Annotated in this window: 13 protein-coding genes and 3 pseudogenes; all 16 read right to left on the bottom strand. The window is 68.7% G+C overall.

Annotation, left to right across the window (positions count from 1 at the left end; genetic code table 11):
* Window positions 1-116: 116 nt before the first annotated feature.
* Entirely contained in the window at window positions 117-608 is a 492-nt protein-coding gene (locus tag GNX96_RS58850; protein WP_279582734.1) for a phosphopantetheine-binding protein, read from the bottom strand.
* A 201-nt stretch (window positions 609-809) separates the two neighbouring features.
* Window positions 810-1,049: pseudogene (locus GNX96_RS66095) on the bottom strand (AMP-binding protein); the annotation flags it as partial.
* Window positions 1,050-1,159: 110 nt separating this feature from the next.
* Window positions 1,160-2,440, bottom strand: a pseudogene (locus GNX96_RS39955) (MupA/Atu3671 family FMN-dependent luciferase-like monooxygenase); the annotation flags it as partial.
* A 107-nt stretch (window positions 2,441-2,547) separates the two neighbouring features.
* Complete coding sequence (locus GNX96_RS39950) at window positions 2,548-4,035, bottom strand: condensation domain-containing protein (RefSeq protein WP_163572853.1); 1,488 nt, start codon at window positions 4,033-4,035, stop codon at window positions 2,548-2,550.
* The gene (locus tag GNX96_RS39945; RefSeq protein ID WP_163572852.1) at window positions 4,013-4,204 is read right to left on the bottom strand and encodes a hypothetical protein; all 192 of its coding nucleotides are present in this window, start codon (window positions 4,202-4,204) and stop codon (window positions 4,013-4,015) included. Before GNX96_RS39945 ends, GNX96_RS39950 begins: the two co-directional genes overlap by 23 nt.
* On the bottom strand, window positions 4,201-6,840 hold the full coding sequence (locus GNX96_RS39940) for a non-ribosomal peptide synthetase (RefSeq protein WP_279582746.1): 2,640 nt from the start codon (window positions 6,838-6,840) through the stop codon (window positions 4,201-4,203). The genes GNX96_RS39945 and GNX96_RS39940 overlap by 4 nt, the downstream gene beginning before the upstream one ends.
* On the bottom strand, window positions 6,723-7,472 hold the full coding sequence (locus tag GNX96_RS39935) for a condensation domain-containing protein (protein ID WP_163572850.1): 750 nt from the start codon (window positions 7,470-7,472) through the stop codon (window positions 6,723-6,725). The genes GNX96_RS39940 and GNX96_RS39935 overlap by 118 nt, the downstream gene beginning before the upstream one ends.
* Window positions 7,355-7,855: a phosphopantetheine-binding protein gene (locus tag GNX96_RS39930; protein WP_279582733.1), complete on the bottom strand. Its 501-nt coding sequence runs from the start codon at window positions 7,853-7,855 to the stop codon at window positions 7,355-7,357. Before GNX96_RS39930 ends, GNX96_RS39935 begins: the two co-directional genes overlap by 118 nt.
* The gene (locus GNX96_RS39925) at window positions 7,791-8,951 is read right to left on the bottom strand and encodes an FkbM family methyltransferase (protein ID WP_390624268.1); all 1,161 of its coding nucleotides are present in this window, start codon (window positions 8,949-8,951) and stop codon (window positions 7,791-7,793) included. The genes GNX96_RS39930 and GNX96_RS39925 overlap by 65 nt, the downstream gene beginning before the upstream one ends.
* Window positions 8,873-10,083, bottom strand: a pseudogene (locus GNX96_RS66090) (AMP-binding protein). The gene GNX96_RS39925 and the pseudogene GNX96_RS66090 overlap by 79 nt, the downstream one beginning before the upstream one ends.
* 5 nt (window positions 10,084-10,088) lie before the next feature.
* Window positions 10,089-10,559, bottom strand: a complete 471-nt coding sequence (locus tag GNX96_RS39915; protein ID WP_163572848.1) for a hypothetical protein — start codon at window positions 10,557-10,559, stop codon at window positions 10,089-10,091.
* Entirely contained in the window at window positions 10,556-10,897 is a 342-nt protein-coding gene (locus tag GNX96_RS39910) for a DUF5829 family protein (RefSeq protein WP_163572847.1), read from the bottom strand. The genes GNX96_RS39915 and GNX96_RS39910 overlap by 4 nt, the downstream gene beginning before the upstream one ends.
* 14 nt (window positions 10,898-10,911) lie before the next feature.
* Window positions 10,912-11,445 (bottom strand): cytochrome P450, encoded by a 534-nt coding sequence (locus tag GNX96_RS39905; protein WP_163572846.1) that lies wholly within the window; start codon window positions 11,443-11,445, stop codon window positions 10,912-10,914.
* A 35-nt stretch (window positions 11,446-11,480) separates the two neighbouring features.
* Window positions 11,481-11,786, bottom strand: a complete 306-nt coding sequence (locus GNX96_RS39900; protein WP_163572845.1) for a hypothetical protein — start codon at window positions 11,784-11,786, stop codon at window positions 11,481-11,483.
* Complete coding sequence (locus GNX96_RS39895) at window positions 11,741-12,010, bottom strand: hypothetical protein (protein ID WP_163572844.1); 270 nt, start codon at window positions 12,008-12,010, stop codon at window positions 11,741-11,743. The genes GNX96_RS39900 and GNX96_RS39895 overlap by 46 nt, the downstream gene beginning before the upstream one ends.
* Before the next feature lie 170 nt (window positions 12,011-12,180).
* Window positions 12,181-12,369 carry an MbtH family protein gene (locus GNX96_RS39890; protein ID WP_279582744.1) on the bottom strand — a complete coding sequence of 63 codons (189 nt, stop codon included), beginning with the start codon at window positions 12,367-12,369 and terminating at the stop codon, window positions 12,181-12,183.
* Between the last annotated feature and the right edge of the window lie 307 nt (window positions 12,370-12,676).

Raw genomic sequence — 12,676 nt, 5'->3', positions numbered from 1 at the left:
CCCAGCGCGGCGAGCGGCCGCGCGAACCGCGCCCACCCGGCTGGTACCAGCCAACCGCTGCGCCGCCCGGTCCGCGACCATCGGCGTCGACTCGGGATTCGCGGCGGCGAGGGTTCTTATCGTCGGATAGCGGAAAAGGTCGACCAGCGACACCGCGCGAGCCCGTGCCGCTCCACCAAATGCGCCCGTACCCGCACCGCGAGCAGCGAATTTCCGCCAATATCGAAGAAGTTGTCGGTGACGCCGACCTTCTGGACGCCGACAACCTCCTGCCACACGCCAGCGATCAGCCGTTCAAGGTCGCCTTCCGGGTCAGCACTTGCGAACGCTGGCAACGAAACGCTCGGCACGGCCAGGGCACGACGATCGAGTTTTCCATTCGGCGTACGAGGCAACCGCTCGACCGGCACATACCTGGACGGCACCATCCCGCCAGGCAGCAGCGCGGCCACATGAGAACGCAACACGGCGTCCTCGACCGGCCCGCCCTCGTACCAGGCGACCAGTTGCTCGCCGCGGACACCGACCGCGCAGTCGGCGATTTCCGCGCGCAGCCGCAGCACGGCCTCGACCTCGGCAAGTTCGATCCGATAGCCCTGCAGCTTCACCTGATCGTCCAGCCGGCCGAGAAACTCCAGCTCGGCGCCGCGCCAGCGGACCAGGTCGCCGGTCCGGTAGAGACGCGCGCCCGGGACGCCGGAGTACGGGTCGGGGACGAACCGGCCAGCGGACAGCGCCGGCCGGTCGCGGTAGCCGGCGGCCACGTAGTCGCCGCCCAGCAGCAGTTCGCCAGGCACCCCGGTCGGTACGAGCCGAAGCGCCGAATCGACGACATACGCGTACGCACCCGCCAGCGGCCGCCCGATCCGGTGGCCGTCGCCGGTGGTCGCCCAAATCGTCGCCTCGGTCGGGCCGTACATGTTGTGGACGGTCCCGTCGACCGCGGCGCCCAGCTCAGCGGCGAGGTCAGCCGGCAGCGCCTCGCCGCCGACCAGCAGCCGACGCAACGGCCGCAGCGCGGCGGCGGTTTCCGGGTCGGCGGCGAGCATCCGGGCCAGCGTCGGCGCGTGCACTGCAGGTGCGTGACGTGGTGCCGTCGTAGCTGGTCAGCGAGCGGTTCCTCGGCCCGCTGGGCGACCAGCGCGGGCACCTCGGCGAGGTGGTCGAGGCCAGCGAGTACGTCGTCAGCGCCGACGCCGAAGTCGATCAGGCAAGCCACCTCGTCGACGCCGATATCGGCCAGCCGCGCGACCGTGTCGGCGGCCTGCTCGGGCGTACCGATCAGCGCGGCGGTCTCGGCGAACCGGCCGACCGCGCGATCGACCAGCGCGTCCAGCTCGTCCGGCGGCAACGACCGCAGCTGGTCGCCCCGCATATCGGCTAGCCCGGCGAGCAGGTCCCAGGACGTCTTCAGGTAGTCGGCGAGCGGTTGGCGGGCCTTATGAGCAGACGGCCCAACGTACGTATGGACCATCACCGCGACCCGGCCTTCGCCTGGATGGCCGGCGTCCGCCCAGGCTTTGCGGTAGAGCGCGATCTTGCTGGCCAGCTCCTCGATATCGTGGCCGAGCAGGTGCGTGAGCAGCCCGGCGCCCACCTCCCCGGCGGCCCGGAAGGTGTCCGGGTGCCGCGCGCTGGTCAGCCACACCGGCAACTCCGGGCTCACCGGCCGCGGGAAGGTGCCCAGCTCGACCTCGGTGCCGTCGCCGCCCACCCCGCCGTACGGTCTCGCCGCGCCACAGCCGACGGACCTCGTCGATGCCGTCCAGCATCGCTTGTTTGCGCTGGTCGTACGCGTCAGGAGCAAGCGCGAAGTCGCGTGGATGCCAGCCCGAGGCGAAGGAGACACCGACCCGGCCGCCGCCGACAGGTTGTCCACCAGCGCCCATTCCTCGGCAACCCGCAGCGGGTCGTGCAACGGCAGGACGACACTGCCGGCCCGGATCGCGATCCGGTCGGTGATGCCGGCCAGCAACCCACCGATCACCGACGGATTCGGATAGAGCCCACCGAACCGGTGAAAGTGTCGCTCCGGCGTCCAGACCGCCGCGAAACCATGCTGGTCAGCGAACCGGGCGCCCTCTTTGAGCAGCTTGTACGGGTCGGGGTCGCCGCTCGCACCGTCCGCGACATTGCCGAAATAGAACAGGCTGAAGTCGACCGGCCGGACCGGTGACCGCCGGCCGCGGGTCGGTTCGGTCGCTCGTACGACCACCTCGTATCCGCGGGCCAGCGTCCACAGCAACTCCAACACGGAGATGTCGAAGGACATGCTGGTGACCGCCAGCCAGGTCCCCGACTCGTCGCCGAGCAGGTCGTCAACGCCGGCCGCGAAGGTGGCCAGGTTGCGGTGGCTGACCATCACGCCCTTGGGCTTGCCGGTCGAGCCGGACGTGTAGATCAGGTACGCGGTGTCGTCCAGCTCGCCCGCGACCGGCACCGGCTCGCCGCCCTGGTCGCCAACATCGACCACTTTTGCCAGGTGCGCGGCCCGATGCAGCAGCCGACCGCCGCTGACGACCAGCGGAACGGCCGCGTCGACGGCAATCAGGGCCAGCCCGCTCGGCCGGAAAGGCGGGGGTCCAGCGGCAAGTACGCGGCACCGGCCTTGAGGACGCCGAGCAGCGCCACCGGCAGGTCGACCGAGCGGTCCAGCAGGATGCCCACCACTGTGCCGGGGCCGGCGCCGAGCGCGGTCAGCCGGCCGGCCAGTCCTGAAGCGGCTTCATCGAGCTGCCCATAAGTGAGCGTCCGCCCGCCGGAGGTCACGGCCGTACGATCCGGTGTCCGAGCCGCCTGCCGAGCGATCTGCCGGTGCAGCGGCTCGCCCACCTCGACCGCGGTCCCGGCGCCGAGCGCCAGCAGGGCCGCCTCCTCGGTCGCCGGTAGGACCGGCAGCTCGTCCATGGGCAGGTCCGGATTCGCCATCGCCGCGGTCAGCAACGTCACGTACTGATCGGCCAGCCGCCGCACGGTTTCCGGCTCGAACAGATCCGAGCTGTATTCCAGCCGCCCGGTCCGTCCGGACACACTCAGACTCAGGTCGACTTTGGCCGTACCGGAGTCGCCGGCGGCCGCCCGCACCTGGCAGCCGGGCAATGTCCACCCCGTCGAGTCGTCCGCGCGGTCGCTGAAAAGCACCCCGAAAAGCGGGTTTCGGGCCAGGTCACGGCCCGGGTGCAGGCGCTCGACCAGCACCTCGAACGGTACGTCCGCGTGGGCCAGGCCCAACCGTACCGTCTCGCCGGTTTTCCGTACGAGATCAGCGAAAGTCCCGCCGGCGGCAGCCAGCCGCAGCACCACGGTGTTCGCGAAGAAGCCGATCAGCGGTTCCCATTCGACCCGGTCCCGCTGCGCCACCGGTGCTCCGACGACGACCTCCGAACCGCCGGTGTAGCGCCCCACCAATGCCCCGAAAGCGGCCAGCAGCACGGTGAAACGGGTGCTTGCGGTCCGGCGCGCCAACGCCTCGACGGCCTCGATCGCCGCTGCTGGCAACGAAAACGACAGCGCCGCGCCGCGATAGCTCGCGACCGGCGGCCGGGACTTGTCGGTCGGCATAGCCGGCAGGTCCGCGACGCCGTCCAACCGCTTCCGCCAGTAGTCGACGGACCCCTCTGGGACCCGTGCATTGGCCTGCCAGCGGGCAAAATCGCCGTACTGCAGGGCCAGTTCTGGCGGCTCGACACCAGCACAGTGCGCACTGACCTCAGCGGCGAGTCTCTGCAGGGATGGGCCATCGCAAGCGATGTGGTGGACAGTCAACAAAAATCGGTGCCGGTCCGGTGCCAGCCGCAGCAGCGTCGCACGCAGCACCGGTCCGGTCGCGAGGTCGAAGGGCCGAGCCGCCTCGGCAGCCGCGAGCCGGTCCGCCGAATCCGGGTCGTTGGTCAGGTCCATGACCGGGATGGTCACGGCGTCGGCCGGCCGTACGACCTGCTCCGGCACGCCGTCGCGAGCCCGATAAACGGTCCTTAGGACCTCGTGCCGGGCGACCACGGCGGTGAGCGCGTCAGCCAACAGTCGTACGTCCAACGGCCCGTCGATCCGATAGTCCAGCCGGCACGTTGTAGACGGCCGCGGCCGGCGCCAGCTGGTCGAGGAACCAGAGCCGCTGCTGCGGGTACGAGAGCGGGTGGGTGGGCTCGGCGAGCCGAGCCCGCAGCCGCTGCGCGAGCAGCTCCCGGCGGTTCAGGTCGGTCACCGCGATCCTCCGGTCTCGGGCTCGCTCAGCAGCGCCTCGATCTCGTCGTCGGAAAGGTCGTCGAGGTTCGCCAGCAGGTCGGTGAGCTCGCGCTGGTACGTCCTCACCGGGCCCGCGTCGATGGCTTTGTCGAGGGCGGCCGTGTCGGCAGCGGCATCGGCAGTGGCGGCATCGACCGCGGCGGCGAGGTCGGCGAGCCGTGGCCGGAGCAGGAACTCGGCGAGCCGCACTCGTACGCCGAAGGCCTCGTTGACCTGCGCCACCAGCCGGCTGGCCAGCAGCGAATGACCACCGGCCGCGTAGAAGTCGGACAGCACCCCGACCGCCGCCACCCCCAGCAGTGCGGCGCACAACTCGGCCACCTTGCGCTCGGTGTCGGTCCGCGGCCGAGTCAGCACCTCGGTTTCGGCCCGTGCGGCTGGCCGCAGCGCGGCCTTGTCGACCTTGCCGTGTGTGGTCAACGGCAACGCGTCCACAAGTACGATCGCCGCAGGTACGAGGTAGGCCGGCAGCCGGTCCACCAAGTGGTCGCGAAGGTCCGCGGCCGTCAGCTCCGCAGCGAGCGGCACCACGTACCCGACCAGCCGCTTGTCGATCCCCTCGCCGGTGACCACGACGGTCGCGTCGGCGACCTGGGGATGCTCGGTCAGCACCGCCGCCACCTCGCCCGGCTCGACCCGGAAGCCGCGGATCTTCACCTGCTCGTCCACCCGGCCGAGGAACTCCAGCTCACCGTCCGGCCGCCATCGGACCAGGTCACCGGTCTGATAGAGGCGACTGCCGGGCGGTCCGTACGGATCGGGGACGAACCGCTGAGCGGTCAGGCCGGGCCGCCCCACGTACCCGCGCGCGCCACCCGGGACCGCCGACATAAAGCTCCCCCGGCATCCCGATGCCGACCGGACGGCCGGCGACGTCGAGCACGTACGTGCTGGTGTTCGCGATTGGCGGACCGATTGGCACGGTCTGCGCAGCGGCCGGGACAGCATCGACGCGACCGGCGTTCGTGTGCAGGTCGTGGCCTCGGTCGGACCGAAGTAGTTGACCAGCCGGCCGGGCGCCGATCCGCCGGCTAGCAACGCCCGGAGCCGCTGCGGGCTGGCCGCCTCCCCGCCGAACAACACCGCGTCCAGCCCGGCGAACGCGTCCGGGATCATGGTCACGACCTCGTTGAACAGCGTGGTCGTCAGCAGGGTCGTGGTGACCCTCAGCCGGCGGATCTCGGCGGCGAACTCGACCGGGCTCTGCACCACTTCCGGGTCGATGACACAGAGCGTGCCGCCGTGCAGCAGCGGTGCCCAGAATTCGAACGTACTAGCGTCGAAAGACGGCTCCAGCGCCTGGGTAATCCGTTGCGCCGGACCGAAATTCAGGTAGTCCTGGCCGAAAACCAGCCGCAGCACCGAGCGGTGTTCGACCATCACGCCCTTCGGCCGACCGGTCGAGCCGGATGTGTAGATCACGTACGCGAGGCTGCGTGGCCCTGATTCCCGAGCAACCGATTCGGCGTTTTTGGCGTCAGGGAAGACAACCGGAAGGCCCTGGATGCTGCTGGCAAGTGCTGGCCAGGTGACCACCGCGCGGGCACCGGAGTCCGCCAGCATCCAGCGAATGCGCTCGTCAGGCAGCTGTGGGTTGATCGGCACGTACGCACCGCCGGCCTTGAGCGCGCCGAGCAGTCCGACCACCAGGTCGACACCTGGCGGCAGCAGAATCCCGACCGCAATGTCCCGGCCGACGCCGGCTTTTCGCAACTGGGCGGCCACCGCGTTGGCTCGTACGTCCAATTGCGCGTACGTGAGCTCGACATCGCGATGGCACAGCGCGACCGCGTCCGGCCGGGCCACCACCTGCCCGAACATTTCCGCAAGCGTGGCATCCGCCGGGTAGGGCTCTTCTTTTCCTTGGGCCGCCGCCAAAACTCGCCGCAGCTCGGTCTCGGGCAGCATCGGCAGCCGGTCCACCGGCTGGTCGGGGTCGGCCAGCGCCGCGTCGAGCAACGCGAAGTAGTGCGCGACCATCCGCTGTGCCGTCTCGGCATCGAAAAGATCGGTCGCGTATTCCCAGATCAGGGTGATCTCGTTGGCGCCAGCGGGAATCGCGACCACGTTCAGGTCCGTCTTGGCCGAGCCGTTGTGCCGGTACGTGAGCCGGCCGTCCAGTCCACCGAAGGCCAGGTCCGGGATCCGCGAGTCATGAAAGCTGAACATCACCCCGAAAAGCGGGTTCCGGGATGGGTCGCGGCGAACATCGAGCCGGTCCACCAGCCGGTCCAGCGGCACGTCCTGCCAGGCGTCCGCGGCCATCGTCGTCTCCTGCACCCGACCGGCCAACTCGGTCAACCCCGGCTGGCCAGCGAGATCCAACCGCAGCGGCAGCGTGTTCACCACCATCCCGAGCAGGTTCTCGGTTTCGGCGAGCCGGCGATTGGCTACCCCAGTCCCCACCACCAGGTCGTGCTGGTTCGTGTATCGCTGGAGCAACGCGGAAAACCCGGCCAACATCGCGCTGAAGAGCGTCACTCGGTGGTCACGGGCGAACCGGTGCAGGCGCTCGACGAGGTCCGTCGGCACCTGCGTTTGTACGGCGTCACCGCGAAAACTCTGCCGGGCCGGCCGCGGCCGGTCGGTCGGCAGGTCCAGCGCGGCCGGCGCGCGCCGGCCAGCTGATCGGCCCAGAAATCCAGGTGGCGGTCCAAAACCTCGCCGCGCATCCAGTCGCGCTGCCAGCGGGTGAAGTCACCGTACTGCCGCGTCGGCGCCGGCAGCGGGCTCGGCTCGCCTCCCACGAACGCCGGATAAATGCAGGTCAGCTCGGTGAGCAGCTGAGCCAGCGACCACCCGTCGTGGACGAAATGGTGCTCGACCTGGACCAGCGTGTGGTCTGTCGGGCCGTGCCGCAGCAGCGTCCAGCGCGCCAGCGGCGGCTGGGCCAGGTCGAAAGACTGCCGCACCTGCGCGGAAATCAGCTCGTCAGCCGGGTCGGCACAGTCCACCACCGGCAAGTCGACCGGCATCGGCGGGCGGACCTCAGCCGTACCAACCCCATCCACCGCACGAAAGACGGTCCGGAAAATCTCGTGCCGCCGGACGATCTCGGTGAGCGTCGCCCGCAACGCGTCCACGTCCAGATTGCCCTTCAACCGCAGGGTTATCTGGGCGTTGTACGCCAGGTTGCCGGGCACCAACTGCTCCAGGAACCACACTCGCTGCTGCGGCAACGACAGCGGCAGCAGGCCGCTGCGGTCCGTCGCGAGCAGCGGCGGCAACGCCGGCGCGCCCGCGGACTCGACCTCTCTCGCGAGGTTTTTCGACCGTACTGGCGCGGAAAACCGCGCGCGCGCCAGCAGCTCTCGACCCCAAAAGCGGCCCGTACCCGGGAAATCAGCCGGGCGACTGCCAGCGAGTTCCCACCGAGGTCGAAGAAATCATCCGCGATCCCCACCTTTTGCACTCCCAGGACCTGCGACCAGAGGTCGCACAGGGTGCGCTCGGTATCGGTCCGCGGCGGCTCGTACGCGGTCTCCCGGAGCGGCGCCGGCAGCCCGGCCCGGTCGAGTTTTCCGTTGGCAGCCAACGGAAGCCGGTCAAGCAGCAGCCAGGCCGTCGGCACCTCGTACGCGGGCAGCGTCCGCTCCAACGACTCCTTCACGTCCGCGAGCAGCTTCGTCGGGCTGTGCCAGCCTTTTTCCCTTGCTGGCCGTACGTTCCGGAAGCGGCTGGAGCCTGGTGGCGTAGACGTTGTAAAGATCGGTGCCGGCCAGCTGCGGGTCACGCTCGGCGGTGGTCCGATAACCGTGACTTTCCAGCAGCTTGGTGATTTGCGCCAGCCGGCCATCGTCGTCATGCACTTCCACGACAAGCTGGTCAATCATCGCGTAATGCTCATCACGCAGGCCCGCGAGCACCTCGGCCTCGCTCTTCTCCACGTCGATTTTCAGCAGGTCGATGTGCTCGATGCCCTGCTCAACGATCACGTCACTGAGCGTCCGGACCTCGCAGTCGTACGACTCGGTGCGCAGCCGCTCGGCCAGCAGCTCGTCGACGACCGCACCGGTTTCGCCCAGCTGGCGGGAAAACAGCGACCGGACGACCGCGGTCTCGGCGGCCGCGTCGGCGTACCGGCCGGACAGCACGGTCGCGTGCGGATAGTACGAGAAAGCCGCGGTGCCCGGCTGGGCTCCCAGCGCGTACGGCAGGACCTGCGCGTCGACGCCATGGATCCGCAGATTGCGCCGCAGCAGTTTCTGCAGCGGTGGCATCGGCTCGAAGGCGAAGACCTGTGCGTCGGCGGATTTCTGCGCTACAAAGAGCGAGAACAGGCCAACGTTCGCACCCACATCGAAAACGCACGCCCGGTCCGGCAGCTGGATCCCGCCACGCAGGTAGACCTGGTCGCCGAAGATCTCCTCGGCCATGAACTCGGCCTCGGACCTGTTGGCCACCCAGGCGGTCACGTCACCAGGCAGCTCAATCGTACGATCTTCGGTGTCCAGCGGCAGCATCCGGCGAACCGCGTCAGCGTCCACAGTGGACGGCACCAGGTAGCCGACCAGCCGCGGATGGCCGGGCTCGTCCTCCCGCATCAGCACGGCCGCCTCCCCGACGGCCGGATGCGCGGCCAACGCGGCCTCGACTTCGCCCAGCTCAATCCGAAAACCGTGCAGCTTCACCTGCTGGTCCGTACGACCGACATACCGCAAGGTGCCGTCCGGGCGCCACTGCGCGAGATCGCCGGTGGCATACATCCGTGCGCCAGGCGTAAACGGGTTGGGCCGGAACTTCTCGGCGGTGAGTCCGGGACGGCCGTGGTAGCCGCGAGCGAGTTGGTCACCAGCAAGGAAAAGCTCGCCGGTCTCCCGACCGGCAGCGGCGAAAGGTCCTCGTCGAGCACATACGCCTGGGTGTTCCACACCGGGCGGCCAATCGGGATTTCGGCGGCATCCGGCTCGTATGGCCACCACGTGACGTCAATGGCCGCTTCGGTCGGGCCGTAGAGATTGTGCGGTGATGCGGGCAGAATGCGGGCGCAGGTCGCGGCGAGCGACGCCGGCAGTGCCTCACCGCTGCACAGGATCCGGCGTAACCCCGTACATCGGCGAGCGGCCGGCTCCTCCAGGAATGCCCGCAACATCGAAGGCACGAAATGCACGGTCGTGATGCCGTGCGAGCTGATCAGGTCAGCGAGGTAGCGCGGCTCTCGATGCCCACCTGGGCGGGCCAGCACCAGGCCAGCGCCAACGGTCAGCGGCCAGAGGAATTCCCACACTGACACGTCAAAACTCGCCGATGTCTTCTGTAGCACCCGATCATCGGCGGTGAGCCGGAAAGTCTCCTGCATCCAGCGCAAATGTCCGGCGCGATCGCGGCATGCGAGACCACCACGCCCTTGGGCTGGCCGGTCGAACCTGACGTGTAAATCACGTAGGCGGCGTTTTCCGGCCGTACGAGCACAGTCGGCGGGTCCACGGGCTGAGCGCCGACGGCCAGATCATCCACGAAGACCGTCGTCAGGTCACCGTGGTTTGGCTGGGACCGGTCGGTGAGGAGCAGACGCGAACCGCTGTCCGCCAACACAAAGCGGATCCGCTCCGCCGGATACTCCGGGTCGATCGGCACGTACGCGGCGCCGGCCCGCAGCACCGCGAGAATCGCCACCACCAGGTCAATCGAGCGTGGCAGCATGATCGCCACATACGTTTCCGGCCCTGCCCCCAGGCCCCGCAAATACCGAGCCAGCCGGTTCACCCGGAGGTCCAACTGCTCGTACGTCAGTCGGCCGGCCTCCGACTCGACCGCAATTGCCGCGGGGTTTTCTTTTCCCAACAGGGAAAGAACCGTCAGACCCAGCGCATCCGGCCGTACGCCCCCCTGCGACATCGGCGTCATTCCGCCCATCGGTAGGGGGTGAAGGCCCAGCCGTCGGCGTCCAGCGCACAGCCGGCGCCGAACCGCTGGGTGCCGTGCTCCCAGGGCACCCGCAAGCTGTTCCGCATCGCCACCACGCCCTCCGGCGCGGTCTCGTCAACCACCAACGTGATCGTCACGTCCGGCCCGGCCAGCACGTTTTCCTCGCCAGTGCAGGAAAACCCGATCGCCTCCAGGGTGGCCGCCAGCCGTTTGGCCCGGTCGGCGCGCACTCGTACGGTCACCCCAACGATGTCCTTCAACGCCTTTTCCGACGTACCAGCGCCAAGAACCGCATCCAGGTAGCCGCTGCGACTGCGCCGGCCGTCCGGCGCGGCGACCGCGCCGAGATGCTCGTAATATTCCGGCGCCACCTGGACCACCATCAGCGTGACCGGTGTGCCCTCCCCCAAATCGGGGCGCAGCAAGCGATACCAGGGCAGGGTCACGTACCCTCGACGGTCCGCTCGACGCTGCGTTCCTCGATCGAAGTCGCACCGCGATCGAGCAGCCGCTGATGCACCTCGTCCAGCGCGCCCGGACGCTCGTACGACAGCACCACCCCGCCGCTGATGCCGGGCAACGGTGGGACGGCCGCGTCGAAGAACTCGAAAAGGGTGTTGTCGCCGGCCATGCAGACGCTGCCGTACGCGCCGCTGAGGTTGCTGCGCGCCTGCTTGACCATGAAACGCGCATAGTCGTCGTGCAGGAACGCCGAATCGCGCGCTTGCTGGTAGGTGTCACTGTCCACGGTCACGAAGACGTGGTCGAGCAGCGGGAGGTCCATCAGCGAGATTTCCTTCAGTACGTGACGGGAAGGGTGCGCAGCAGCCGGAGGGAGCCGGTCAGGTTCCACTCGGCGAGTCCGGCCGGCGCGAGGCCGGGCAGCCGCTCCAGCAGCCGGCCAATCGCCACCTCGCCTTCCAGCGCGGCCATCGGGCCACCGAAACAGGTGTGGATGCCGGCGCTGAAGGTCAGGTGCGGCTGGCGGCGACGGGCGATGTCGAGCCGGTCCGGGTCCGCGTACACCTGCGGGTCGCGGTTCGCCGAGGCGAGGATGGTGATCACCGAGTCCCCCGGGTGGATCTCGCGGTCACCGAGCCGTACGTGGGCAGCCGCCGTCCGGTTCGTCATCTGCAGCGGCGGCTCGAGCCGGAGGAACTCGTGCACCGCGGAGCCGATCAGCGCCGGGTCGCCGGCCAGTGCGGCCCGCTGGTCGGGGTGCGTGAGCAGCAGAGATTCGCCCCGGTAGAGACCAGCGCGGTGGTGGTGGTAGAGACCGGCCGAGGCGAAGACCAGGAACAGCGCGTTCGCCACCAGCTCGTCGTCATCCACGAACTCGCCGCCCTCCCGGGCGGTGATCAGGCTGCTCAGCAGGTCGTCGGCCGGCTCGGCCCGGCGCCGCTGGACCAGCTCGCCCAGGTAGCCGGCGAAGTCGGTGACCGCTCGCTGGCCAGTCGCCAGGTCTGCTCAGTGGTCAGCACGCCGACGTTGCGCATCGGGATCGACCAGTCGACCAACCGCGGCCAGTCGTCCTCGGGCACACCGAGCAGTCCCGCCACCACATGGAATGGCAGCACCGCGGCGTAATCGGCGACCACGTCCGACCGGCCTCCCTCGAACCGGTCGATCAGCTGGTCGGCGATCCCGAGGACGACCGGCCGCAGCCGCTGCACCGCCCCGGCCGCGAAAAATGCGGCCGGAGCAGATCCCGCAGCCGGGTGTGGTCCGGCGGATCCCGATGGGCGATCCAGGTCCGGGCCATCGCGAAATACGGCTTGGCCGCGTCCGGAATGGACGGCTTGACAGTGGTGGCCTCGTCAGAGGCAGCGGCGGCCCGGCGAGCCTTGCCGAACCGCTCGTCCTTGAGCACGGCCGAGGTGTCGGCGTGCCGGAACACATACCAGGCGCCCGGATAGCCGGCCAGCGCGGAAAAACGCCCCAGTGAACCGGATCCTGTTCGCGATATCGGGCGTACGCCGGATACGGATCGGTAACGATTTCGACGAGAGAGACGGGTCGAAAGCCGGCAGCGGCGCCGATAGTTCCACGTTTTCGATGCTCAACGAGTCAGTCATGGACGGCCTCGCTGGCCCGCCGGAGACTGGCCGGCCGCATATCGGTCCAGACTTTTTCGATATGCGCGAGGCATTCGTCGCGGTCGCCGCGGGTGCCCTCCAGATGCCACCCGGCTGGCACCGGGCGACCTTCCAACCAGATCGAATACTGCATTTCATCGTTGCACACCACGGCAAACATCTGCGCTAATTCCATCTCACGACCCGACAATCACACGTCCTGGTTGCCAACTGAAACACCCTCACCTCGGCGAGACGCCACTTGCTCCCGGCGTTTGCTAGCTAACAATCGATTTCTGGGCGCGACGGTCGCACTATGCGAGTACGCGATTATCTTGGCTATGGCGCAGGAGCCTAACCCCAATATCGTCGTCGCCAGTGAACAGCTTTTCGAAATTTTCCGAAAAACAACGACGGAAATCCGGGCACCGCCCGACGCGCTTTGTCGGATTTACGGTCCTGTACCGCTAAAGAATACGACCGACCGA

The sequence above is a fragment of the Fodinicola feengrottensis genome, assembly GCF_010993775.1.
Classification (GTDB): Bacteria; Actinomycetota; Actinomycetes; order Mycobacteriales; family HKI-0501; genus Fodinicola; species Fodinicola feengrottensis.
Note: the sequence above shows the minus strand (reverse complement) of the source record. Positions and strands in the feature narration are given on the sequence as shown.